Genomic DNA, 22,682 nt, shown 5'->3' on the forward strand with positions numbered 1-22,682 from the left:
ATCAAATGAATAAGCCGGAAACGTATATGTTGTTAGCACTGGAGTGTTCCAGAAATGCGCTGCCGGACTGTCGGCCAAACCCGCCCGTGGGTTGTGTGATCGTGAGAAATGGCGAGGTGGTCTCTTCCGGTTTTACCCAATCACCGGGCTTGCACCATGCAGAGATTGCTGCCCTGTCGAAGCTTGAAATGTCGGTGAATGATTGCGATATCTACGTCACGCTGGAGCCATGTTCGTTTCAGGGAAGAACCCCCTCGTGTGCAAAGACGCTGGCCTCACTGAAACCAAATCATATCTACATTGCATTACTCGATCCTCATCCAAAGAATCAGGGTGCGGGCATTGAAATATTGCAGCATGCAGGCATCAGTTTCACTTTGGGGATTTGCCAGAATGAGGTTTCCGAATTCCTTTCTGAATACCTGATATCATCAGACCTCTGATTGAATCTCTGGCCGATAAAATAAAATAGATGCCAGGTCGATATATAAGGTTAATGGGTCTTTCACACAACCTGGTGCGACGCATTCCCTTCTTGCCACCGCTGCCAAAAAGTCAACCGACGAAATAATAACGAAACGGCATCTATTCCCGCCATTTATTGATCAATAAAAAACCATTATTGTAATTAATAATAATTCTCATTATAGTTCGCGTTTTCATTTTTGTTGGCAAAGGACAGATGACAAATCTCATGATGAAAACAATATCCCGCTATTCTCTACTGGCTTGTCTTATTGCGTACAGCCTTGGAAACTCCCCTGCATTTGCAAACGAAATAATAAGTGAAACGCCAGTGCAACAACTGGCGATTAGCGATAAAAAAAGCAGTAGCGACAATACTCTGGTCGTCACCGCCCGCGAGCAAACCCTGCAAGCGCCTGGCGTCTCCATCATCGACAGTGAAGCCATCAAAAAATACCCTATCCAGCGTGATGTTTCTGAACTGATCCGCACCATGCCCGGCGTGAATCTAACCGGTAATTCCAATAGCGGCCAGCGTGGTAATAACCGCCAGATTGATATTCGCGGTATGGGTCCCGAAAACACCCTGATTCTGGTTGACGGGATGCCGGTCAGCAGCCGCAACTCGGTGCGCTATGGCTGGCGTGGTGAGCGTGATACCCGTGGCGACAGCAACTGGGTGCCGCCCGAAATGATCGATCGTATTGAGGTTATTCGCGGCCCGGCGGCCGCGCTGTATGGCAATGGCGCGATGGGAGGCGTGGTCAACATCATCACCAAACCGGCAGAAAAAGAGTGGCATGGTAATTTCAACACTTATTACAACGTGCCAGAACACAAATCTGAAGGGGCCACCAAACGTTATAACGCCAGCCTGAGCGGCGCTTTAACGGATAATCTGACCCTGCGCCTGTATAGCAACTGGAGTAAAACACAGGCAGACGCGCAGAATATTAACAGCGGGCATGAAGCTGAGCGTAGCGGTAAATACGCAGGTATGGTGCCGGCAGGCCGTGAAGGGGTGATCAATAAAAACATTAATAGCGTATTGCGCTGGGAGTTTATGCCCATGCAGGCGCTGGAATTGAATGCGGGTTATAGCCGCCAGGGCAACCTTTACGCCGGTGACACGCAGAACACCAACAGCAGCACCCTGGTTAAGGAAAATTACGGTAAAGAAACCAACGTGATTTACCGGCAAACACTCTCCCTGAAATATACCGGTGCCTGGGATAACGGCGTGACCACCAACAATTACATTCAGTTCGAAAAAACCCGTAATAAAAGACTTAACGAAGGTCTGTCCGGTGGACTGGAGGGATTATTCAGCACGACAGATGAAGGTTTTTCTACCATTGTTCTGAATGATACCAACCTGCATTCCGAGGTAAACATTCCCTTTGACGGATGGGTTAGCCAGACAATGACCTTTGGTGCGGAGATGAATCATCAAACGATGAAAGATCCCACCTCCAATACTCTGACCAATACTTCGGAGGTCGACGGCGTCTCCAGTTCCGGTCGGAGCATCTATAGCTCAGCCAATATCTATGGCGTCTACACTGAAGATAATATTGATCTGACCGACTCAACCCGACTGACTCCGGGATTACGTTTCAATCATCAAACCTACACCGGCAGCAATATCAGCCCCTCGCTGAACCTGTCGCAGGATTTGGGGGAAGATTTTACCCTGAAATTGGGCATTGCCCGTGCCTGGAAGGCACCTAACCTGTACCAGACCAACCCCAATTATCTGCTCTACAGCAGCGGCAACGGATGCTACGCCAGTTCCACCAGCTGTTATTTACAGGGTAATAAGGATCTCAAAGCCGAAACCAGCGTCAATAAAGAGATCGGTATCGAGTACCATCATGAAGGGGTGCAGGCCGGTTTGACCTGGTATCGTAACGACTATCACAACAAAATCGAGGCAGGCTATTCCCCGGCGTACAGCAACGGTACATCAAACATCTATAAATGGCAGAACGTGCCAAAATCTGTCGTTCAGGGGCTGGAAGGCACGTTGAATTTTCCGATCAGCGAAAATTTGACCATGAACAACAATTTCACTTACATCATCGACAATAAAAACGAAACCTCTGGCGATTACCTGTCGATTATCCCGAAATATACCATTAACTCGACGCTGGACTGGCAGGCAACCAACGCCCTTTCTGTCCAGGGAACCATGACATGGTATGGCCGCCAAAAGCCGCCTAAATATAACTCCCAGGGTGAGGACACGTCCGGCAGTGAAAAATGGCAGGTTTCCCCCTATGCCATTTTTGGTGCGAGCGCAGTTTATAACATCAATAAAAATATCGATATCACAGCGGGTATCGATAATTTGTTAGATAAACGCCACTTCCGCGCAGGCAACGCGCTGACCTCGGGCGCCAACGGCACTTACGCTTATGGTGCAGGAGCGCGCACCTATAACGAGTCGGGACGGACTTATTATATGGAGCTCGGGATGCATTTCTGACAGAAAGCCGCCTGCTGCCATCTTTAGCCCGGCAGCTATGATGTGCACTGACTTGCATTTAAAACGGAAAAGGCCGCCTTGCGGCGACCTCTTCCGGCACTTCCCTGTACGACCATCCGTTATTTGTACAGTTCTGCGGTCATGTGAACACGGTTATTAGTGTTCGCTTCGGTGATTTTGTACTGTGCACCCTGCTGTGCGGCCTGTGCAGCAATTTTCGCTTCTGCACCGTCCAGGGTTGAAGAGGTGACAGAGATGCTTTGCGCGAAGCTGGCTGCTGACATCAGGGAAAGAGCGGCTACAGCGGCGATTGACAGTGCTTTGATAGTTTTCATGGTCTTAATCCTTAATTAGTTTGTTTGGAAGGCTGTGTGCCTTCGATGAAAGTAATAATAACCATAGTTATCGTTTCATGATTGATAATTAGTGCGATAACTGTGATCGTGCTAATTATTACCTTATTTAGTCAGTTCAGCTGACAGGTAAGCACCGTTGTCCACGCGTGCGCCGGTGATTTTGTACTGCGCACCCTGCTGAGCGGCCTGAGCAGCGATTTTGGCTTCTGCGCCATCCAGGGTGGAAGCGGAAGCGGTGATGCTCTGCGCAAAGCTACCGAAAGAAACCAGTGACAGGGCGGCAACTGCAACGAAAGTTTTGATAGATTTCATGGTCATTTCCTCAGAAGTTTGTTTAATCGGTGAGGCGTTGTGCCTCGATGTGAGAGAGAATAGACCTGACGGCGGGGGAGTAAAAGCTGAGGGATTTGCTGAAATAATTCAAAAAAATTGAATATAAAAAAAGGCGCGATAAATCGCGCCCTGCCATCAATCACAGTTTGTTAGCGTCAGCCCAGCAGCTCTTTTCGAACGATTTCTGCACCCGCGCTTAACGCCTCCAGCTTGCCTCTGGCGACCCGGCGCGATAGCGGCGTCATGCCACAGTTGGTAGACGGATAGAGTTTGTCAGCATCGACAAACTTAAGCACGTTGCGCAGCGTAGCGGCGACTTCTTCCGGGGTCTCGATGGTATTGGTTGCCACATCGATCGCCCCCACCATCACCTTTTTACCGCGAATCAGTTCAATCAGATCCATTGGAACATGCGAGTTGTGACATTCCAGGGAAATGATATCAATGTTGGATGTTTGCAGTTTAGGGAACACCTCTTCATATTGGCGCCACTCGTTCCCCAGAGTCTTTTTCCAATCGGTATTGGCTTTGATGCCATAGCCATAGCAAATATGCACAGCCGTCTCACATTTAAGCCCTTCGATGGCTCTTTCTAAAGCAGCAATCCCCCAGTCATTCACCTCATCAAAAAAGACATTAAATGCAGGTTCATCAAACTGGATAATATCAACACCTGCCGCCTCTAACTCTTTGGCTTCCTGGTTAAGAATTTTGGCGAATTCCCAGGCAAGTTTTTCACGGCTTTTATAGTGTCCATCATAAAGTGTATCAATCATCGTCATCGGACCTGGTAAGGCCCATTTGATCGGTTGACTGGTTAGTTGACGTAAAAATTTAGCATCTTCGACAAATACGGGCTTTTGACGAGCAACTTCACCCACAACGGACGGTACACTCGCTTCATAGCGATTACGAATTTTAACGATCTCGCGTTTCTCAAAATCAACGCCGCTGAGATGCTCAATAAAGGTCGTGACAAAATGTTGGCGTGTTTGCTCACCATCACTGACGATATCAATACCGGCTTTTAATTGATCTTCCAGGCACAAACGCAGCGCATCATGTTTGCCCTCAATTAATTCCGCATCCTGCAATTTCCAGGGTGACCAAAGTGTCTCAGGTTGTGCCAGCCAGGAAGGCTTAGGTAAACTGCCAGCAGTTGAAGTAGGTAATAATTTTTTCATCACAGGTGACCTTGTACTTTCGGTTAATCAAAGAACGGACGCAGCAGACCATTGCTCAAGAACAGTTTGATAAGGTTTGATGAAGTGCTGCTCAGTAAACTTTCCTTGTTCAATAGCCAACTGGCTACGTTCTTCGCGATCATAAACAATTTGAGTTAAGGAATAATCCTGATGCTTCAGACTTGGCTGGTAGCATTTTCCTGCCGCAGAGTTAGCATTGTAAATCTCAGGGCGATAAATCTTCTGGAACGTCTCCATTGTGCTGATGGTGCTGATCAGCTCAAGGTTGGTGTAATCACTGAGTAAGTCGCCAGTAAAATAGAAGGCCAAAGGCGCAACACTGTTCGCCGGCATAAAATAACGTGCCTGTAACCCCATTTTATTGAAATAAAGGTCAGTCAGGGATAGCTCATCTTGCTGGTATTCGATGCCAAGTACCGGATGCTGATTTCCCGTCTGATGATAGACGTTCTTACTGGAAACACTCAGGCAGATAACCGGTGATTTTTTAAAATTCTCTTTATACGCATCGGAATTCACGAAGGACTTGAATAGGTTTCCATGCAGATCACCAAAGTTATCGGGCGTGCTAAAGCCAGATTGTTTTTTATTATGTTCAGGAAGAACCACACTAAAATCATAGTCCCGTACATAAGAAGAGAAATTATTGCCTAAAATACCGTCAATACGCTCATGGGTTTTCTTATCAACGATATTTGTTTTTAATATTTCAATCGCCGGAAAGGTAACTTCAGCACCAATGTTCAACTCAGCAGAAATTATTTCCAGTTCAACTGAATAACGATCGCTATTAGGGTTATCCCAGTGCGCCAGCGAATTGAAACGATTGTCAATCATCACTAAGGCGTTACGCAAGTTCTCATGACGTTTCTCGCCTCGTGCTAAGTTCGCAAAGTTAGTCGTGATGCGCGTATTTTTGGAAGGGTTATAATTTTCGTCGAAAGAAATACGCTTAATAGAAAATGTAAGATCTTTATTCATCGCAATCCGGCACCCTGATATCTGAGATAAATACTGAAAAGACGTTTGGTTGGTTGAAAGTCACCCAATTTTTTTGGGGTTTTCTCATTCAGTATTTTTTATCTGATTTAACATTGATAATGCATATTTTATGCCAGAGCTTTTGGATGGAGAAAAGTGATTTAATTTCAATACAGCATGAGTCATGTTCATGATCAGAATCACGGTCAGGGCTGGCAGGGTTGAAAAATGTCCCACCCTACATAACTTTACTTTTAAATCATACAGTTATGCGGAAACGGGGTTACTGCGCTCGTATTCTGTGAAGGTGAGTTCAGGGCTGCAACAGCAGCCCTGTGTCAGAAAATGACAAGACGAATAGACTGTATCTCGATTCAAGATGCCGCAGCAACGTTACAAGCATACAGTATCACCTGTAGCTGAGTTTCGTTATTGCTGGTTGATTTGAGTCTATAGCTGGAAAATTTAGCATTGGCAGGGCGCGTATAGTAGGAGGTACTGCCGTCACTTTCTTTCTTAATATTTAAGTATTCCTGGCCCAGAGCACTTATCTCTCCGCTGTCCATATCGCCAAGCCCGTAATTTTGGTCGAAATGAATAACAAAGCTGTCTCCAGAATCCGTCACTTTAATGGTGTAAGGATCATTTTTCTTGCCACTGAGATATTTGTCCTTAAATCCACGACCATACTGCATGGATACCTTACATACCTTTGTCACCGGATCCATGTGAGAAGGAAAACTCGGCGGGACACCACCATCATCTTGTACCGCTTGCTGAAGATTAGTTGGTGCTGGTGGTGATGCCGGGTTTACCTGACGGACGGAAGGTGCAGCAGATTCAGCGGTTTTTTGTTCCGAAAGCACGCCCAGCACAGCCACTAAGTCATTGATTCGCCCCTTATAAGCCGAATCAAGTTGCGAAACTGTTGTCGCTTTGTTTCTGATACTCTTCAGCCACAACAGCTGTGATTTTTTTATCATCGTCGCTTGATCCGCTTTTTCTGTTAATGCTTTGCGGTACAGCGCATTCAGTTTATCGTCGAGGGAAGATAAAGACGGTGTGGAACAGATAGTCAATTCGGCGTAACTGCTGGCTTTTTTGCAATCAAACGAAGCTGCGTATCCCGGCATGTGCCATAAAATGCCTACTGCAATAAATATTACGTTTCTCTTTTTCATCATTACCGGCTTCCTGCTGAAACGAATAGATCTATTTCGACCATTCTGACTAAATCTGAGTATCGGCAGAACCTCAGAATTCCTTATAGCATCCGACTTCAGATAAAATTTCTGTTGCCTTGCTAAACCGGTTTAGTTAGTTTTCACAGACTCATTCTATGGAGGAAATTTCATGTCAGCACGAGTCTGGTGTCTGGGAGACGCCGTGGTCGATCTGTTGCCGGAGGCGGATGGACGACTGATGAAGTGTCCGGGTGGCGCACCGGCAAATGTTGCCGTTGGTATTGCGCGATTGCAGGGTAACAGTGGATTTATTGGTCGGGTCGGTGACGATCCCTTTGGTCATTTTCTGCGTCAAACGCTGGCTGATGAGCAGGTGGATATCCATTTTATGACCGCCGACCCGACCTATCGCACCTCAACCGTGGTGGTCTCGCTGGATGAAGAGGGTGAGCGCTCGTTTACCTTTATGGTACGACCGGGGGCAGACCTTTTTATTGAGCCTGCTGATTTGCCCCCCTTTCAGCCGGGTGAATGGCTGCACTGCTGTTCGATAGCGCTGGCCGCAGAACCTTCACGCTCCACCACCGTCACCGCCATGGCGCGTGTAAAAGCCGCAGGGGGCCGGGTCAGTTTCGACCCGAATATTCGCCACGACCTGTGGTCAGACGCGCATCTGTTACAAACCTGTCTGAGTCAGGCCTTACAGCAAGCCGATGTGGTGAAGTTGTCAGAAGAGGAACTGACATTTATTGCCGGATCGGATCAGACCGATGTCGCCATGCAAAAACTGGCCGACACTTTTGATATTCAGTTGCTGCTGGTAACGCAGGGAAAAGCAGGCGTGCTGGCCTGGCATCATAACCGGATCTACCACTACCCCACCCTGCCGGTGATAAGCGTGGATACCACCGGTGCGGGTGACGCTTTTGTTGCTGGCTTGCTGTGGGGATTGGCGCAGCATGGCCTGCCGCATGATGAACCCCAACTGGCAGCACGTCTCACCTGTGCCCAAATTTGCGGCGCGTTGGCGACCACCGCTAAAGGTGCGATGACAGCGCTACCCCGACTTCAGCAACTGGAACAACAGCTCAGCTGATTCAGGACCATTTGCCGCTGCGTTTTGCGAGCTATCTCACAATCACTAAATCGGTTTAGCAATTTTCATTGCGCGGAGAAATTACCCGTGGCTATGATTCAACGCCTAAACCGGTTTAGCAAAAAATAACTTTGTGATGATAGCCTTTCCTCAGGGACGCAAAACAATGAAAAAAAGTACTCTCGCTATAACCCTTGGAGTGTTACTGGGTTCCGGTTACACCTGGGCGGCAGACCCCAGCATGAGCAGTATCGAGGCACGTCTGGCGGCATTAGAACAACGTTTGCAGGCAGCTGAGCAACGCGCCAATGCCGCCGAAAACCGTGCTCAGGTCGCGGAAAAGCAGGCGCAACAACTTGCCGCCGCACAACAACAAAATCAAACCACTACCGCGCAGGTTGAGCAACGCACAGCCAAACTGGAGCAGCAAGCCCCCCATGATGACAGTGGTTTTGAGTTCCACGGCTATGCCCGTTCCGGGCTGCTGATGAACAACTCCGCGTCAAAAACTCAGGGAGGCCCGACAGTGACACCCGCCGGTGAAACCGGTGGCAATATCGGTCGTCTGGGCAACGAACCCGACACTTACGTCGAACTGAATCTGGAGCATAAACAAACGCTGTCGAATGGCGCGACTACGCGTTTTAAAGTGATGCTCGCCGACGGCCAGCGTACCTACAACGACTGGACCGCTTCCAGCAGCGATCTCAACCTGCGTCAGGCCTTTACGGAAATCGGCCATCTCCCCACCTTTACCGGCGCGTTCCAGGACAGCACCGTCTGGGCCGGGAAGCGCTTTGACCGCGATAACTTCGATATCCACTGGATCGACTCTGATGTGGTGTTTCTTGCGGGTACTGGTGCCGGTATCTACGACATGAAGTGGAGCGATGACGCACGCAGTAACTTCTCGTTGTATGGGCGCACCTTTGGCGATATCGAAAACAACGACAACACTTCGCAGAACTACATCCTGTCGCTGAATAACTTCTATGGCCCGTTACAGCTGATGGTAAGCGGAATGCGCGCCAAAGATAACGATGATCGTGTTGATACCGAAGGCAACAAAGTCAAAGGCGATGCGGCGAATACCGGCCTGCATGCCCTGGTTGGACTGCATAACGACAGCTTCTACGGCCTGCGTGAAGGTTCGGCCAAAACCGCCCTGCTCTACGGCCACGGCCTGGGGGCTGAGGTCAAATCAATCGGCTCCGACGGCGCACTGCTGCCAGAAGCCAACACCTGGCGTCTCGCCAGTTATGGCATCACACCGCTTGGTGGAGGCTGGCATATCGCCCCGGCGGTACTGGCACAAAGCAGCAAGGATCGTTACGTCAAAGGCGACAGCTACCAATGGGCAACCGCCAACCTGCGCCTGATTCAGGAGCTTACGCAGAATTTCGAGATGCAGTACGAAGGATCTTACCAATACATGGATCTGCGTCCGAAAGGTTACAACAACCGCAATGCCGTCAGCGGCAGCTTCTACAAACTCACCGTCGCCCCCACGCTGAAAGCCAGTGATGTGGGTGAGTTCCTGAAACGCCCGGAAATACGCCTCTTCGCCAGTTGGATGGACTGGGATCATCGGCTGGATAACTACGCCAGCGATGATGCCTTCGGCAGCAATGGCTTCAAAGCCGGTGGGGAATGGAACTTCGGGGTACAAATGGAAACCTGGTTCTGACCGCCTGGCCCCTGTGGGGGCCATTTCAGACGGGTTGATAGCATAAAAACGAAAAACAGAGGTAAGTATGGATTTTGCAAACATTTCCCGGTCGCTACTGCCACTGCTGGGAGGCAGGGACAATATTGCCAGCGCCGCCCACTGCGCCACTCGCCTGCGTCTGGTGCTGGTGGATGACGCCCAGGCGGATACCGATGCCATTGGTAAACTCGAGGGAGTGAAAGGCTGTTTCCGTAATGCCGGGCAACTTCAGGTGATTTTTGGCACTGGAGTCGTTAACAAAGTTTACGCCGCCTTTATCGCCGAAGCCGGGATTAGCGAAGCGAGCAAGTCGGAAGCTGCCGACATTGCCGCCCGTAAGCTGAACCCATTCCAGCGCATTGCGCGTCTGCTGTCGAATATTTTTGTGCCGATTATCCCGGCCATTGTCGCTTCCGGCCTGTTAATGGGCCTGCTCGGGATGGTGAAAACGTATGGCTGGGTCAACCCGGATAACGCGCTCTACATTATGCTCGATATGTGTAGCTCCGCCGCCTTTATCATTCTGCCCATCCTGATTGGTTTTACCGCCGCGCGGGAATTTGGCGGTAACCCATTCCTTGGGGCAACGCTTGGCGGCATCCTCACCCACCCGGCACTCACCAACGCCTGGGGCGTGGCGGCAGGTTTCCACACCATGAACTTCTTTGGCATTGAAGTCGCGATGATTGGCTACCAGGGCACCGTGTTTCCGGTGCTGCTGGCGGTGTGGTTTATGAGCATACTGGAGAAGCAGTTGCGCCGGGTGATCCCGGATGCGCTGGACCTGATCCTGACCCCCTTCCTGACGGTGATCATCTCCGGCTTTATCGCGTTGCTGGTGATCGGCCCGGCCGGGCGTATGCTGGGCGACGGCATCTCCTTTGTACTCAGCACGCTGATCGCCCATGCAGGATGGTTGGCCGGATTGCTGTTTGGCGGGTTGTATTCGGTGATTGTGATTACCGGTGTTCATCACAGCTTCCATGCCATTGAAGCCGGGCTGCTGGGTAATCCTTCGATTGGCGTCAACTTCCTGCTACCCATCTGGGCGATGGCAAACGTCGCGCAGGGCGGTGCTTGCCTGGCGGTCTGGTTTAAAACTAAAGATGCGAAAATAAAAGCCATCACCCTGCCCTCTGCATTCTCGGCCCTGCTGGGGATTACCGAAGCGGCGATCTTTGGTATCAACCTGCGCTTTATGAAGCCGTTTATCGCGGCGCTGATCGGCGGGGCTGTCGGTGGCGCATGGGTAGTGTCGGTGCATGTTTATATGACGGCTGTCGGGTTGACCGGTTTGCCGGGTATGGCCATCGTACAAGCCAGTTCGCTGCTCAATTATGCGATGGGTATGGTTATCGCCTTCAGTACGGCGTTTATTCTCTCCTACCTGCTTAAATACAAAACGGACTCTGAATAATGGCATCATCAACACGCCTGGCCGCCATTTTAAAAGCGGTGATGCACGGTCAGCCCAACGCCCTTAATGACAGCCACTACCCTAGCTGGCACCTGGCGCCGGTCACCGGACTGCTTAACGATCCCAACGGATTTATCCACTTCGCCGGTCGTTACCATCTGTTTTACCAGTGGAATGCGCTGGGCTGCCAGCATCAGCACAAGTGCTGGGGGCACTGGAGTTCAGAAGATCTGCTGCACTGGCAACACGAACCCATCGCGCTGATGCCCGATGACGACTATGACCGCAGCGGCTGCTACTCGGGTAGCGCCGTGGATAACGCGGGAGTTCTGACCCTGATCTACACCGGTAACGTCAAATTCGAGGATGGCAGCCGCACAGCCTGGCAGTGCCTGGCGGTACAAAACAGCACAGGTGGCTTCGATAAACTCGGACCGGCGCTGGCACTGCCGGCAGGCTATACCGGCCATGTTCGTGACCCCAAAGTGTGGCGACACGGAGAGCATTGGTACATGGTGCTGGGGGCACAGGACCAACAATTTCAGGGTAAAGTGCTGTTGTTGCGTTCAGAGAATCTGCACGACTGGCAAAACCTCGGCGAAATCGCCGGAAGTGGCCTTGGCGGCCTTGGTCAGGCGGGTTATATGTGGGAATGCCCGGATATATTTTCCCTTGGCGATCGCAACTGGCTTATCTGTTGTCCACAGGGCATCGAGCGCGAGGAAAAGCGTTTCCTGAATACCCACGCAAGTGCATGGATCAGCGGCGAACTCGATTATGAGACAGCCAGCTTCCGCCACGGTGCGTTTCATGAACTGGACGCAGGATTCGAGTTTTACGCCCCGCAAACCACCCTGACAGCTGATGGTCGTCGTCTGCTGGTGGGCTGGATGGGGGTGCCGGATGGTGAAGAGATGTGCCAGCCAACGGTCAGCAACGGGTGGATCCATCAGATGACCTGCCTGCGCGAACTCAGCGCCCGCGATGGCAAACTGTATCAACAGCCGGTTGCCGAATTGCAGACATTACGCGCAGAGGAACAGGTTTATCACGGCAGCGCTGATAACGCACCGGTGCTGGAGGCACAGCGTCTGGAGCTGTTGCTGGAATGTCAGGGTGATATCACGCTGAACTTTGCCGACAATGTGATCCTGCAATGGCATCAGCATGAACTGCGCCTGGCTCGTCGCAGCCTGAAAACCGGGGAGTGGCTTTATCGCTACTGGGTCGGTGCGGCAAACCGTTTACAAATCCTGTGTGATCATTCCAGCGTGGAGATCTTTATCAACGACGGTGAAGGGGTAATGAGCAGCCGCTACTTCCCGCCACATCCGGCACAATTAACCCTGATCGGTCGCGCAGAAGTGCAGGCCCGCTACTGGTCGTTACGACACTGCATGGTAGAATAAGTTATTGTTTCATTAACCGATGCATTGTCGTGAGAAAAACCAAACGCGTTACCATCAGTGATATCGCCGCGCTGGCAGGGGTGTCCAAAGCCACTGCCAGCCTGGTGCTGAACGGCCGTGGTAAAGAGTTGCGGGTCGCGAAGGAGACACGCGAGCGAGTGCTCACCCTCGCCCAACAACACCACTACCAGCCAAGCATCCATGCGCGTCTGTTGCGCGATGATCGCAGCCATACGCTGGGGCTGGTGGTGCCGGAAATCACCAACCACGGTTTCGCGGTGTTTTCTCACGAACTGGAAAATCTCTGCCGCGAAGCGGGTCTGCAATTGCTCATCTCCTGCACTGACGAGAATGCCGGTCAGGAAATGGTGGTGGTGAACAATCTGGTGGCGCGTCAGGTGGATGGCCTGATCGTCGCATCCAGTATGCTAAGCGACAGCGACTATGTGAAGCTGAGCGAACAATTGCCGGTGGTGCTGTTTGACCGTCATATGAATGACACCCGGTTACCGCTGGTGATTACCGACTCCATCACTCCTACCGCCGATTTAGTCGAGCGCCTGGCGCGCGCCAACCCTGACGAAATCTATTTTCTCGGCGGGCAGCCGCGTCTGTCCCCCACCAAAGACCGCCTGGCGGGTTTTATGCAGGGACTGGAACGCGCAGGGGTCACGCCGCGTCAGGAGTGGATCATTCACGGCAACTATCACCCGAGCAGTGGTTACGAGATGTTTGCGGCATTGTGTGCTCGTCTGGGACGACCGCCAAAAGCGTTATTTACCGCCGCCTGTGGTCTGCTGGAAGGGGTGTTGCGTTATATGAGTCAGCATCATTTACTGACCAGTGATATCCGTATCGCCAGCTTTGATGATCACTACCTGTACGATTCGCTGTCGGTGCCGATTGACACTGTCGAACAGAACGTACCACGCCTGGCGCAGGAGTGTTTCACCATGCTGACACAGATGATTCAGGGACAAGACCCGGCAGAAAACCAGGTCATACTTCCCGCCACCCTGCGTTTACGTTCGGCATAATGGCGGAACCTAAGCCGTAACGGCGCGAATTGTCTTGCCGCTACGGTTTCGTTTACTTGATTTCAGTGACGAAGTTTTCGCGGCTGCGACGAACTTTTTGCAGGTTGACCAGCCAGTCACCTTCAGCCGCACGATAGCCCAACGGCAGAATGATCACGCTGCGTAATCCTTTCTCCTTCAGACCGAGGATTTCATCCACGGCTTGCGGGTCGAAACCTTCCATCGGTGTAGCATCAACTTCTTCAAACGCCGCCGCAATCAGGGCGCTACCCAGTGCGATATACGCCTGACGTGCTGCCGCCTGATAGTTTGCTTCAGTACCACGCTCACCCACAATACCCAGCAACATCTGACGATAGTTTTCCCAGCCTTCATTACGGAAGCCACGGACTTCATTGGTCAGATCAAACATCATATGGACGCGTTCTGGCGTGATGTCATCCCAGGCAGCAAACACCAACACATGAGAACAATCCGTCACCTGCGCCTGATCCCAGGCAACCGCACGAATTTTTTCGCGGATTTCAGTATTGGTAACAACCAACAGCTCAAACGGCTGCAAGCCACTGGAGGTGGCGGTTAAGCGTACCGCTTCAATAATGCGTTCCAGCTTATCCTCAGGCACCACTTTGCTGGCATCAAATTTTTTGGTCGCATAGCGCCAGGCAAGTTTTTCATTAACGATCGACACAATATTTTCCTTTAGATGTGGAAGAAAGCAGATAACAGCAGCCACGCTCCGGCAGCACTCACCTGCAAAACGCGTTGATGTTAACAGCACGCCTTCATTTCATCTGAAGCAGAACGAGCTATGCACAGCGAAGAAGAGCGAGAATATTGACGCGCAACCTGTCACTTGCCAGGGCACAAATGCCAGCGTTTACCGTCGCTGCGCAGTTGCGTCACGCTCAAGGGATGAATATCGATGGCGTTAAACGCGTGCGGTGGCGCGCCCAGGACAGTGACCACCATCGCGCGGATCACGGCTGAAGACACGATGGCGCAGTGCAGTCCCCGTAGCGCGACGCACTGCGTCAACCATCCCTCACAGCGGGCCATCAACTGCTGGAGAGATTCCCCATCAGGTGGTGCCTCGCCTTTGAGCCAGCGCATAAAAACGTCTGGCTCCTGTGTCATCACGTCCCTGATGGCTAAACCCGACCAGCGACCATAACCAGGTTCCACCAGCGCGGTCACCTGCTCTCCGCTTAGCCCCAAAGCCTGGGCCGTCTGGATGCTCGCCACACTCGCCGCAATCCAGATTTGACTGTAAGGCCCGAACCGTTGTGGTAAAGCCTGTTCGCACAAAGGGTCATCAGCGGGAAACCGTGATTGCCGGTTTGCCAGGGTTTCCCCCTGGCAAATCAGTTGCAGGGTAATTGCCATCGGGATCAGTGCACATCCGCCCACTGGCGCAGGGCGGGTTTTTGCACAATCTTCTCGGCGAAAGCCCCAAACAGCACTCCCATCACGCACCACATCGTCAGTTGGGTACCGAAGGCACTCAGGCGAAAGCGCCACAACACATCCGCAGAAAAGCTGGCCGGGATCTCATTGATCGCGGGCATCAGCATACAGGCGGCAATCATCATCACGCAGCCTGACATCGCGCCCCACAGCGCGGCATTCCATGCCCCCAGCCGACGTTTCATCTGATGCGCACTCCACGCCGCCGCCACGATGATGACGGCGGAGATCAGCAGCATGGCAAAGTAGAGACTGGTCCGGTAACCAATGGTGGATGGATCCCCCACCGCCGGAGGGTTCGGTGGATATTTCAGGCCCGGCATCAGGCTCATCACCAGAAACCCGGCCATCGCCAGACTCAGTGCCAGGGCGCGAGGATGCGCCGGGCCAGTGCGTTGCCAGCAAAAAGACCAGATCAGCGCCAGCGCGCCCCCCATTGCAGCGCTGAACAGGATCATCCCGCTCAACAATCCGGCACCGGACTGGGTCTGGCGACTGAAGACTTCCCCATCAGCCTCATCATGGTGATGACCCTTCTCAGCGCTGGCAGGCAGATGCGGATGAGAAAGTTGTTCTTCGATAGAAATTGCCCGATCGACCTGCGGCTCGCCAAAAATATGTGCAAAACCAAAGGTGATGATGCCCGCCAGAATCCCGGCCATCATGCCCTGCAACAGGAGTTTTCCGGTCATAGACTTATCCTCAGTGGCAGGGGAAACCCAGCAAATGGCGGGCATCATGAAAATACTCATGGACCTGGTTACCAGAAAAGACGGCGGTAGCCCCCTGTTCGGCACCAACAAAATAGACAGCCAGCAACACCATCAAGGTGATGAATGCCGCCCAGGGCAGCAAAGATACCAGCGGGATGGGTGTGTTCTGGATCTGGCTCGATGTCGCGACGTGACTCATACAAATTCCTCTTAAATTATGAAAGTTCAGCGGTACGGGCGGCCGGGCTAACCGCCACCGGCACCCGCAATGTTGGGTGTTGATGGCTGTGCGCGGGCGGGCAACTGGCGTTACTCAGTATTACCGGCATGCCGTGCGGCGTATGCAAATACGCCTGACGCCATTCCGTAGCACGTTGTGCAATGTCTGCTTCTTCGGTCATTGCGAGCGACAAAATCAACTTCTCAGCCGCAGACACCCACTGGCGGTAATAAGCATCGTTGATGCTTTCATCCGCCCGTGCCGGTGCGGCTTTGATTTCTCGGCTGAAGACCTCCACCCATGTATTCCAGCTGAATTTTCCCGCCTGATGCAGGTGAACAATCAGCGAGAACACCTGTGCCTGCCACGGATGTTCAAAAGGCGCGCTGTCGGCATCTTGACCAGGGATAACGATCGCGACATCTTTGCTCATAAGGCCTCCAGATAGTCGTCCCACAAATCAATACGTACCGTATCTTTCGGTGGCGCATCAGCTCCCCACAGTTCGGTGGCGGCAAACCTGACGCTGTAAACATGTTGCGGATGTTCACCCAGCCCATGCGCTACCGTGTCTGGTGTGACAAACACGCCGTGATCAATCTCAATGGTGCCGATTTTCCCGCGTGCATAACGTGGCAGTCGGGTATGACCGACAGGGTTAAGGTTCTTCGCTCTGACCTGATCACCAACACGAAATCTGGCGCTCACCTCTTCATTCACCCGAGCTGAAGCGCCGGTGTTGACCACGGCCTGCACCATATCTGAACGCAGCACCGGTGTTTCCGCGCTGGCGGGCACGGCTGCGACTTTGCCTGCAAGCTCCTCGCGGGTAATCACCCCTTTCTCCAGCAACAGAGTCTCAAAGGCATGCATCCAGTGTTCGTAGTAGCTTTCTTCCAGGTAATGCGCCGGGTTCATGCGCTCAATCGCATGTCTGAACATGTCGACGTTGAAGTGACCGCCAACAAACAACGAAGCAAATAGCGAGAAAGCCCGGCGCTCCCATTCGTGGTGGAAAGGCGGTTCGTTAGGTTCGGTAATGACAGCACCCATACCGTGCATGCCGCCCAGATCGTGTATCCCGTTCATCGGTGTCTCCCGTTAATTACTGCCAGGTTGTAATGCCACGCCGGTGCCAATCATCGCGTCTCGCGTCACCAGATCGGCCAGTTGATCTTCGCTCCAGCCCTCGGTTCCGGCTGGCCTTTCCGGCAGCACCAGATAACGCAGTTCAGCACTGCTGTCCCACACGCGGATTTCGCGATCTGCACCAATTGTCACCCCGAACTCAGCCAGTACACTGCGCGGGTCGATAACAATGCGTGCGCGGTAAGGCGCGGATTTGTACCATGCCGGAGGCAAACCCAGTGTCGGCCACGGATAGCAGGAACAGAGCGTGCAGACCGTCACGTTGTGGACCTCCGGGGTATTCTCAACCACCATCATGTCTTCGCCCTGCACGCCAGAAAATCCCAGCTCAGCAATGGCCTGAGTCCCGTCAGCCAACAGACGTGCTTTGTAATCAGGATCACTCCAGGCTTTTGCCACCACCCTGGCACCATTGCGTGGACCGATGCGGTGTTCATAGGTGTCAATCAGCGCATCCATTGCCGCCGGGTCCACCAACCCTTTCTCAACCAGCAGCGACTCCAGCGCTTTCACCCGTAAAGCGATCTCTGCCGGGGGTTCGGTATGTTCATGATCATGGTCGTGTGCCATCGTGTTTCTCCGTAATGACAGTGGGTTAATTGCTTACAGCTGTTTCCAGTCCCCGCTGGCTTCAAATGCAGCAGCGGCCTGATAAATCGTGCTTTCCGCGTAGTGGCGACCTACCAACATCATGCCAACTGGCAGTCCGTCCACTATTCCACAGGGAACCGACATCGCCGGATGGCCGGTGACATCCAGCGCAGCGGTATTGCCAATCATCTCGAAGGCGCGAGAAATGTATTCAGTGATGGAGCAATCAGGTTCGGGCAGGGGTTGTGCGGTGATCGGTACCGTCGGCATCACCAGCAGATCAAAATCACCCAGGGCACGGTCATAATCAGCACGCGCACGCCGGGCGATGTTCTGTGCTTTGGCATAAAACCGGCCGTGGTAACGCGACAGTCCGTACTGGCCTATCAGCATGCAAATTTTGAGTGAAGGAGAGAGCGAGTCAGCGTGGTCGCGCCAGGCGGCATGTTTGTCGAGCAGAGCAACGTCATACTGCCCTTCCCAGTTAAAACCCATGCCATTGCCGTGCATCATCTGCATAGTCAGCCCTTCGCAGCCAATTGGTGACCATAAGGCGGCGGCAAGCCGATGACCCGGCACCGAGATTTCGCCAACCACGGCACCCAGGTTTTCCAGTTTGGCCACGGCATTACGCACCTTAAGGGCCACATCAGGCTGTAGATTGGGCAACTGGAATCCTTCGGTGAGGATGCCAATTTTCAACCCTTTGACCCCCTTGCCGAGTGCCGCGCTATAGTTGCCACCGCGTGACATATATTGTCGGGGATCGAGGCCATCCGGACCGGCCATCACTTCCAGCATCAGAGCGTTATCCGCCACCGTCGCGGTGATAGGACCAGCATGATCAATGGTGGCTTCAATCGGCATGATGCCGGTATAAGGCACCAGCCCGTGGGTGGGTTTCATGCCATAGGTGCCGCAAAATGCGGAGGGAATGCGGATCGATCCCCCCTGATCGCAACCAATTGCCATATCCACCTCGCCAGCCGCGACCAGCGCTGCACTGCCTGACGAGGAGCCTCCCGCGCTGTAGCCCTGTCGCCAGGGATTCTGCACCGGAGCAGGATCGGAGGTATGGCTGCCACCCGACAGACAAAAATGTTCACAGGTGGCTTTGCCCAGGATGGTGGCGCCGGCATCCAGCAGACGGGTCACCACTGTGGCATCAAACAGGGGGACATGCCCTTCCAGCGACGTCGCACCGTTCATCATCGGTACTCCGGCGAGGGCAATGTTGTCCTTGAGGGCCACGGTTTTGCCGATCAGTCGCCCTTCAGTTGCCCCTTTGACTTCACTTTTGTAATACCAGGCATTCAGTGCATTTTCCTCTCCGGCCGGACGGTAGCCCTGCTGCCGCGGATAATTAACGGGCGGCATCTCATCTGACAGCTCATCGATAAGGTCATAGGCATCCAGATTGGGTTGCATAAGCGCCAGATATTCAGCCGCTTCTTCATCACTGAGTTGCAGATGGAGCTGGCTGGCAAGGTGATGCAGCTGCGCTGCATCCGGACGTTCAATAGCCATCATTTTTTCCCTGATTTAAATCATTAACGGTGTTAACCCTGACCCGAACATAACGTGGTTGTTGTTTGTTCACATGGTTGAGACGGACAAACTCCTGGTCAGGAAGGACAACCTCAGAACACACGGGCGTAGCGCAGATTCAGGCGGAAATCCTCTGCCGCGCCATTTTCGACGCGCAGATCCCTGCCCAACTGGATCTGGAACTGATCGCGTGGCGTGACAAACTTGGTGGCCGTCAGTCGGACGTTGGTGGTCTGGCTCTGGTTGTCCTGCTCTACGCCGTCGATACGGGTTTCACCACCCCAGGTCTGCCCGAAACCAAGGCCCAGCGAAAGCGTCGGATCAGGGATATAGCGCCCCATAATCTGCGCAGCCCACGAGTTGTCCTGCTTCAGACGGGATGACGCCGCGCCGTAATCGTTGTTGTCGCCATACCAGATGGCGTCCCCGACCATATCCAGCGCCCATTTTTCGCTGAAGAACTTCACCCAGGCGGCCTGTAAATCCACCTTCCAGCGGTTCTCACCCAGATTTAGCGCGTTGTCATGGTCATAGTTCCCGGTTGGGACATAGAGATAGGGGGCAAAACCGAAGATGTCTCCCCCGCTATTCAGCCGAATTTTGAGCGGAACCGTCAGGATCAGGTCACCGGTGCCATTGGCTGAACCCAGTGAAGCGGCATCCCCGCTGCCAAAAACCCGACCGAACGGCAGCAGAAACTGTGGATCAAGCGTTGCCGTCTCGGTGATTTGCACGGTATGCAATAACCTCAACATGCCGATATCGGACGTGACATTGTAATCAGAACTGATTTTGTCACCGTGAGAGCGGGCCGAGCCGGTGGTGGCGTGTTGATAATACAACAGACCAACCGTGGTACCGTCGGGGAACTGGCTGTAATCGCCTGGCGCGACTTCAACAGCAAACGCCGATGTCGCAGACAACAGCATACCCAGCAGGCAAAAGCGTAAACCTGGCATAATCATTCCTCGGAAAATGGCGTACAAAGGGGGTCAGCGCACGGCATCACGCAGCATCCCGGTACAGGGATGGCAGTTGATGTACTCAAACGTCTGAAAGCGCGCATCTGAAACCGATACTTCGTGATAGAGCCGGAGTTTTTGCAGTCCGGTCACTACGCGAAAGAAGGTGGTGAAGATGCGCAGATGGGTGGGATGAGATTCCGCCCAGCGCTCAAGTCGATCCAGTGAGCGCCAGAAACCAATATCGTAGGCAACATCCAGCAAGTTACCGTCGATGTCTACGTTGCGCACAAAACGATTGCTGTAGCAGCCGAGCGCCTGCCCTTCATCACGCAGAAAATCCATCCCAGCCTGAAGAGGTGGCAACATTTCGGTGAAATACAGCGCTCGCTCCTGTTCATCTGCCTCCATCCAGTCCTGGCCTGATCGAATAAGGGTGATATTGTCATGCCCCTGCACCACTACCCTCCCCCCCACCGCCGGGTTGCCGGAAAGAATGCGGAGTTCGCCATCCGGTTGCAGCCAGTCCGTCTGGGACGCCGGAATGCGGTCGCGTACGGAACCCCAATAACCATGTTCCTGGATTTCGCCACTGAGGTTATCCATCACTGCACCAACACCGGGTAGATCCTCTTTAAACGCGTAAAGCGTTTCGAATTGCTCCGCGCGCGGGGCAATAATCTCGCGAAAATATCCCAGGCCTTCGTGCAGACGATCATCCGATGACCACCAATCGACTAGCTCTGGCTGATGCAGCCAGCGGCAATATGCCGCCGGATCGCGCCAGTAACCGACAACAATAAAGTTTCCAAACCCCTGGTTATCGGTGTGAAAGGTCACGTCATGATTAGCGGGCCCGTTGTGCAGGCTGAAACTACGCACCATCTGCTGCATGGCATTGATGGCTGCTGCACGTTGTTCTTCACGAAACTGCACGCCCAGATAGGCCATCACCACCTGAGTCAGGCTGGCGTCGGCTCGTCCGGCGAACATCGGGAAAGGCGGTTGATAATCGTCGTGCACCCGACGGGAAAGCGTGCGGGGACATTTAAGATGCGTGTCGATGGCAGATTCCATAATGACTCCCTGGTGAGGCGTTATTGTTGTTAAGAAAAATCATCATCGATATTAAGGAGAAATCGGCGGCTCACCTGGTTGTGGTGGACAACATCCTGGTTGTTCTGGACAGGGGGTAAAACACTCGCTGGTGGGATGGAAATGGTGCAGGATTGCCCTAATCTGGCGCACCCTCCATTTTTAACTGGCAGTAACCTACTGATTTAAAAGATACCGAGTAGTTATGGCGCAATTATTGCTTTCAGTCAGAAATGATGAGTTATGACAATTAATTGCCACGATGAGGTGTGATTGTGAACAGTACATTTGCTCCCGATAATGTCCGCTATTCCACCGCACAGGTTGCAGGACCACAGCGCTTTGAGTACTGGAATGATGTGATTCTGCGCCACTGCATCCCCTCTGATGGTAAACCCCTCTCGGGAACCTTTGATGGTGAGCTGGGCGTACGTGAGGTTGGACTGGTTGATATTTGCACCCTCAGTGCCAGCCTGCATTACTGGGAACGCAAGGCAAAACATCTGCGCACCGGGCCAGAGGATGACTTATGGCTGGGCTGTTTTCAGGACGGCTACGGTCAACTGGAACAGGGGGGAAGAAAGGCTAACCTCAGCTCAACTAACCTGGTGCTTTACGATGCTGCGCAGACATTTCGTTTCAGCATTGGCGGCCAAAACAACCACCTGATTCGTATCCCGAGACATTTACTGTGCGGCAAACTACCCGGAGCAGACGCGATGACAGCCACTGTGCTGGATGAGGCGCGTCCCGGCATCATTCCGTTACGTGAGATGATCTACCAGGCAGTGCGATCTCCAGAAATTCTCAGCGACCCTCATCTGGCCGGGCGTTTTTCACAAACGCTGCTTGACCTGCTGGTACTCAGCCTGGAACTACAGACGCCGGAAAAAGAGTATGTTGAACGTGATTTATACGCGAAAATCAGAAATTACATCCGCCGACACCTTACCGATCCAGCTCTGAATCTGGAAACCATTGCCCTCGCCCACCATGTCTCGGTGCGCACGGTGACTCGCGCCTTTGCCCGGCATCAGAAAACACCGGCGGCGATAATCTGGCAGGAACGTCTTGAAGCCAGCCGTGAGGCGCTGGTACAGGGGCGAGTAGCCAGTGTGTCTCAGGCGGCGATGGATTACGGTTTCTCTGACTTCTCTCACTTCAGTCATGCTTTTCGCAAAGCCTTCGGCGTTACCCCGCATTCAGTGATGAAACAGCATCGTCAGGATATTCAGGGTTAAAATCCACCGTATAAGTT

The 22,682-nt window shown here is 52.8% G+C and carries 23 protein-coding genes; 8 read left to right on the plus strand and 15 right to left on the minus strand.

Going from position 1 to position 22,682, the window contains the following annotated elements:
* Positions 1-5 precede the first annotated feature (5 nt).
* Both AC6I8T_RS27595 and AC6I8T_RS27600 read left to right on the plus strand, forming a co-directional pair.
* Positions 6-443, plus strand: a complete 438-nt coding sequence (locus AC6I8T_RS27595) for a bifunctional diaminohydroxyphosphoribosylaminopyrimidine deaminase/5-amino-6-(5-phosphoribosylamino)uracil reductase RibD (protein WP_208727298.1) — start codon at positions 6-8, stop codon at positions 441-443.
* Positions 444-694: 251 nt separating this feature from the next.
* The gene (locus tag AC6I8T_RS27600) at positions 695-2,953 is read left to right on the plus strand and encodes a TonB-dependent siderophore receptor (RefSeq protein WP_208727297.1); all 2,259 of its coding nucleotides are present in this window, start codon (positions 695-697) and stop codon (positions 2,951-2,953) included.
* A 119-nt stretch (positions 2,954-3,072) separates the two neighbouring features.
* Here the strand turns inward: AC6I8T_RS27600 and AC6I8T_RS27605 are convergent, their stop codons facing one another.
* The 5 genes from AC6I8T_RS27605 to AC6I8T_RS27625 form a co-directional block, all read right to left on the minus strand.
* Positions 3,073-3,288, minus strand: coding sequence for a YdgH/BhsA/McbA-like domain containing protein (locus AC6I8T_RS27605; RefSeq protein ID WP_013508022.1), 216 nt, complete (start codon positions 3,286-3,288; stop codon positions 3,073-3,075).
* A gap of 123 nt (positions 3,289-3,411) precedes the next feature.
* A complete protein-coding gene (locus AC6I8T_RS27610; protein ID WP_208727296.1) occupies positions 3,412-3,621 on the minus strand; it encodes a DUF1471 domain-containing protein in 210 nt (69 codons plus the stop codon).
* A 176-nt stretch (positions 3,622-3,797) separates the two neighbouring features.
* The gene (locus tag AC6I8T_RS27615; protein ID WP_208727295.1) at positions 3,798-4,826 is read right to left on the minus strand and encodes a methionine synthase; all 1,029 of its coding nucleotides are present in this window, start codon (positions 4,824-4,826) and stop codon (positions 3,798-3,800) included.
* A 27-nt stretch (positions 4,827-4,853) separates the two neighbouring features.
* The gene (locus AC6I8T_RS27620; RefSeq protein WP_497834925.1) at positions 4,854-5,828 is read right to left on the minus strand and encodes a DUF1852 domain-containing protein; all 975 of its coding nucleotides are present in this window, start codon (positions 5,826-5,828) and stop codon (positions 4,854-4,856) included.
* A gap of 374 nt (positions 5,829-6,202) precedes the next feature.
* Entirely contained in the window at positions 6,203-7,012 is an 810-nt protein-coding gene (locus AC6I8T_RS27625) for a lysozyme inhibitor LprI family protein (RefSeq protein ID WP_497834926.1), read from the minus strand.
* 169 nt (positions 7,013-7,181) lie between these two features.
* On the opposite strand from AC6I8T_RS27625, the gene cscK reads away from it, so the two are divergent.
* The 5 genes from cscK to AC6I8T_RS27650 all read left to right on the plus strand — a co-directional run bounded on the left by cscK (position 7,182) and on the right by AC6I8T_RS27650 (position 13,679).
* On the plus strand, positions 7,182-8,108 hold the full coding sequence (gene cscK / locus AC6I8T_RS27630; RefSeq protein WP_208727292.1) for a fructokinase: 927 nt from the start codon (positions 7,182-7,184) through the stop codon (positions 8,106-8,108).
* Between the two features lie 166 nt (positions 8,109-8,274).
* Positions 8,275-9,795 carry a carbohydrate porin gene (locus AC6I8T_RS27635; RefSeq protein WP_208727291.1) on the plus strand — a complete coding sequence of 507 codons (1,521 nt, stop codon included), beginning with the start codon at positions 8,275-8,277 and terminating at the stop codon, positions 9,793-9,795.
* Between the two features lie 67 nt (positions 9,796-9,862).
* The gene (locus AC6I8T_RS27640) at positions 9,863-11,233 is read left to right on the plus strand and encodes a sucrose-specific PTS transporter subunit IIBC (protein WP_208727290.1); all 1,371 of its coding nucleotides are present in this window, start codon (positions 9,863-9,865) and stop codon (positions 11,231-11,233) included.
* Positions 11,233-12,642 (plus strand): sucrose-6-phosphate hydrolase, encoded by a 1,410-nt coding sequence (locus tag AC6I8T_RS27645; protein ID WP_497834927.1) that lies wholly within the window; start codon positions 11,233-11,235, stop codon positions 12,640-12,642. The genes AC6I8T_RS27640 and AC6I8T_RS27645 overlap by 1 nt, the downstream gene beginning before the upstream one ends.
* A 29-nt stretch (positions 12,643-12,671) precedes the next feature.
* Positions 12,672-13,679: a substrate-binding domain-containing protein gene (locus tag AC6I8T_RS27650; protein ID WP_497834928.1), complete on the plus strand. Its 1,008-nt coding sequence runs from the start codon at positions 12,672-12,674 to the stop codon at positions 13,677-13,679.
* A gap of 52 nt (positions 13,680-13,731) precedes the next feature.
* Here the strand turns inward: AC6I8T_RS27650 and AC6I8T_RS27655 are convergent, their stop codons facing one another.
* The 10 genes from AC6I8T_RS27655 to oxdA form a co-directional block, all read right to left on the minus strand.
* Complete coding sequence (locus AC6I8T_RS27655) at positions 13,732-14,370, minus strand: NAD(P)H-dependent oxidoreductase (RefSeq protein WP_021186321.1); 639 nt, start codon at positions 14,368-14,370, stop codon at positions 13,732-13,734.
* Between the two features lie 161 nt (positions 14,371-14,531).
* Entirely contained in the window at positions 14,532-15,065 is a 534-nt protein-coding gene (locus tag AC6I8T_RS27660) for a histidine phosphatase family protein (protein WP_497834929.1), read from the minus strand.
* Positions 15,066-15,070: 5 nt separating this feature from the next.
* Positions 15,071-15,838 carry a CbtA family protein gene (locus tag AC6I8T_RS27665; protein WP_021186319.1) on the minus strand — a complete coding sequence of 256 codons (768 nt, stop codon included), beginning with the start codon at positions 15,836-15,838 and terminating at the stop codon, positions 15,071-15,073.
* A gap of 10 nt (positions 15,839-15,848) precedes the next feature.
* Positions 15,849-16,058, minus strand: coding sequence for a CbtB domain-containing protein (locus tag AC6I8T_RS27670; RefSeq protein ID WP_021186318.1), 210 nt, complete (start codon positions 16,056-16,058; stop codon positions 15,849-15,851).
* Positions 16,059-16,074: 16 nt separating this feature from the next.
* Entirely contained in the window at positions 16,075-16,512 is a 438-nt protein-coding gene (locus AC6I8T_RS27675; protein ID WP_208727286.1) for a nitrile hydratase accessory protein, read from the minus strand.
* Positions 16,509-17,168 carry a nitrile hydratase subunit beta gene (nthB, locus tag AC6I8T_RS27680; RefSeq protein ID WP_208727285.1) on the minus strand — a complete coding sequence of 220 codons (660 nt, stop codon included), beginning with the start codon at positions 17,166-17,168 and terminating at the stop codon, positions 16,509-16,511. The genes AC6I8T_RS27675 and nthB overlap by 4 nt, the downstream gene beginning before the upstream one ends.
* A gap of 12 nt (positions 17,169-17,180) precedes the next feature.
* Positions 17,181-17,798: a nitrile hydratase subunit alpha gene (gene nthA / locus AC6I8T_RS27685; protein WP_021186315.1), complete on the minus strand. Its 618-nt coding sequence runs from the start codon at positions 17,796-17,798 to the stop codon at positions 17,181-17,183.
* 33 nt (positions 17,799-17,831) lie between these two features.
* On the minus strand, positions 17,832-19,346 hold the full coding sequence (locus tag AC6I8T_RS27690) for an amidase (RefSeq protein WP_208727352.1): 1,515 nt from the start codon (positions 19,344-19,346) through the stop codon (positions 17,832-17,834).
* A gap of 113 nt (positions 19,347-19,459) precedes the next feature.
* Complete coding sequence (locus AC6I8T_RS27695; protein WP_208727284.1) at positions 19,460-20,326, minus strand: transporter; 867 nt, start codon at positions 20,324-20,326, stop codon at positions 19,460-19,462.
* 33 nt (positions 20,327-20,359) lie between these two features.
* On the minus strand, positions 20,360-21,406 hold the full coding sequence (gene oxdA, locus AC6I8T_RS27700) for an aliphatic aldoxime dehydratase (RefSeq protein ID WP_497834930.1): 1,047 nt from the start codon (positions 21,404-21,406) through the stop codon (positions 20,360-20,362).
* A gap of 293 nt (positions 21,407-21,699) precedes the next feature.
* On the opposite strand from oxdA, the gene AC6I8T_RS27705 reads away from it, so the two are divergent.
* On the plus strand, positions 21,700-22,665 hold the full coding sequence (locus AC6I8T_RS27705) for a helix-turn-helix domain-containing protein (RefSeq protein ID WP_208727282.1): 966 nt from the start codon (positions 21,700-21,702) through the stop codon (positions 22,663-22,665).
* Positions 22,666-22,682: the final 17 nt, after the last annotated feature.

The sequence above is a fragment of the Pantoea sp. X-Soil-OKNW-556 genome (assembly GCF_059730695.1).

Coding starts and splice junctions, on each gene's coding strand:
- AC6I8T_RS27595 (WP_208727298.1), top strand. CDS start 6: ATGAATAAGCCGGAAACGTATATGTTGTTAGCACTGGAGTGTTCCAGA.
- AC6I8T_RS27600 (WP_208727297.1), top strand. CDS start 695: ATGATGAAAACAATATCCCGCTATTCTCTACTGGCTTGTCTTATTGCG.
- AC6I8T_RS27605 (WP_013508022.1), bottom strand. CDS start 3,288: ATGAAAACTATCAAAGCACTGTCAATCGCCGCTGTAGCCGCTCTTTCC.
- AC6I8T_RS27610 (WP_208727296.1), bottom strand. CDS start 3,621: ATGAAATCTATCAAAACTTTCGTTGCAGTTGCCGCCCTGTCACTGGTT.
- AC6I8T_RS27615 (WP_208727295.1), bottom strand. CDS start 4,826: ATGAAAAAATTATTACCTACTTCAACTGCTGGCAGTTTACCTAAGCCT.
- AC6I8T_RS27620 (WP_497834925.1), bottom strand. CDS start 5,828: ATGAATAAAGATCTTACATTTTCTATTAAGCGTATTTCTTTCGACGAA.
- AC6I8T_RS27625 (WP_497834926.1), bottom strand. CDS start 7,012: ATGATGAAAAAGAGAAACGTAATATTTATTGCAGTAGGCATTTTATGG.
- cscK (WP_208727292.1), top strand. CDS start 7,182: ATGTCAGCACGAGTCTGGTGTCTGGGAGACGCCGTGGTCGATCTGTTG.
- AC6I8T_RS27635 (WP_208727291.1), top strand. CDS start 8,275: ATGAAAAAAAGTACTCTCGCTATAACCCTTGGAGTGTTACTGGGTTCC.
- AC6I8T_RS27640 (WP_208727290.1), top strand. CDS start 9,863: ATGGATTTTGCAAACATTTCCCGGTCGCTACTGCCACTGCTGGGAGGC.
- AC6I8T_RS27645 (WP_497834927.1), top strand. CDS start 11,233: ATGGCATCATCAACACGCCTGGCCGCCATTTTAAAAGCGGTGATGCAC.
- AC6I8T_RS27660 (WP_497834929.1), bottom strand. CDS start 15,065: ATGGCAATTACCCTGCAACTGATTTGCCAGGGGGAAACCCTGGCAAAC.
- AC6I8T_RS27665 (WP_021186319.1), bottom strand. CDS start 15,838: ATGACCGGAAAACTCCTGTTGCAGGGCATGATGGCCGGGATTCTGGCG.
- AC6I8T_RS27670 (WP_021186318.1), bottom strand. CDS start 16,058: ATGAGTCACGTCGCGACATCGAGCCAGATCCAGAACACACCCATCCCG.
- AC6I8T_RS27675 (WP_208727286.1), bottom strand. CDS start 16,512: ATGAGCAAAGATGTCGCGATCGTTATCCCTGGTCAAGATGCCGACAGC.
- nthB (WP_208727285.1), bottom strand. CDS start 17,168: ATGAACGGGATACACGATCTGGGCGGCATGCACGGTATGGGTGCTGTC.
- nthA (WP_021186315.1), bottom strand. CDS start 17,798: ATGGCACACGACCATGATCATGAACATACCGAACCCCCGGCAGAGATC.
- AC6I8T_RS27690 (WP_208727352.1), bottom strand. CDS start 19,346: ATGGCTATTGAACGTCCGGATGCAGCGCAGCTGCATCACCTTGCCAGC.
- AC6I8T_RS27695 (WP_208727284.1), bottom strand. CDS start 20,326: ATGCCAGGTTTACGCTTTTGCCTGCTGGGTATGCTGTTGTCTGCGACA.
- oxdA (WP_497834930.1), bottom strand. CDS start 21,406: ATGGAATCTGCCATCGACACGCATCTTAAATGTCCCCGCACGCTTTCC.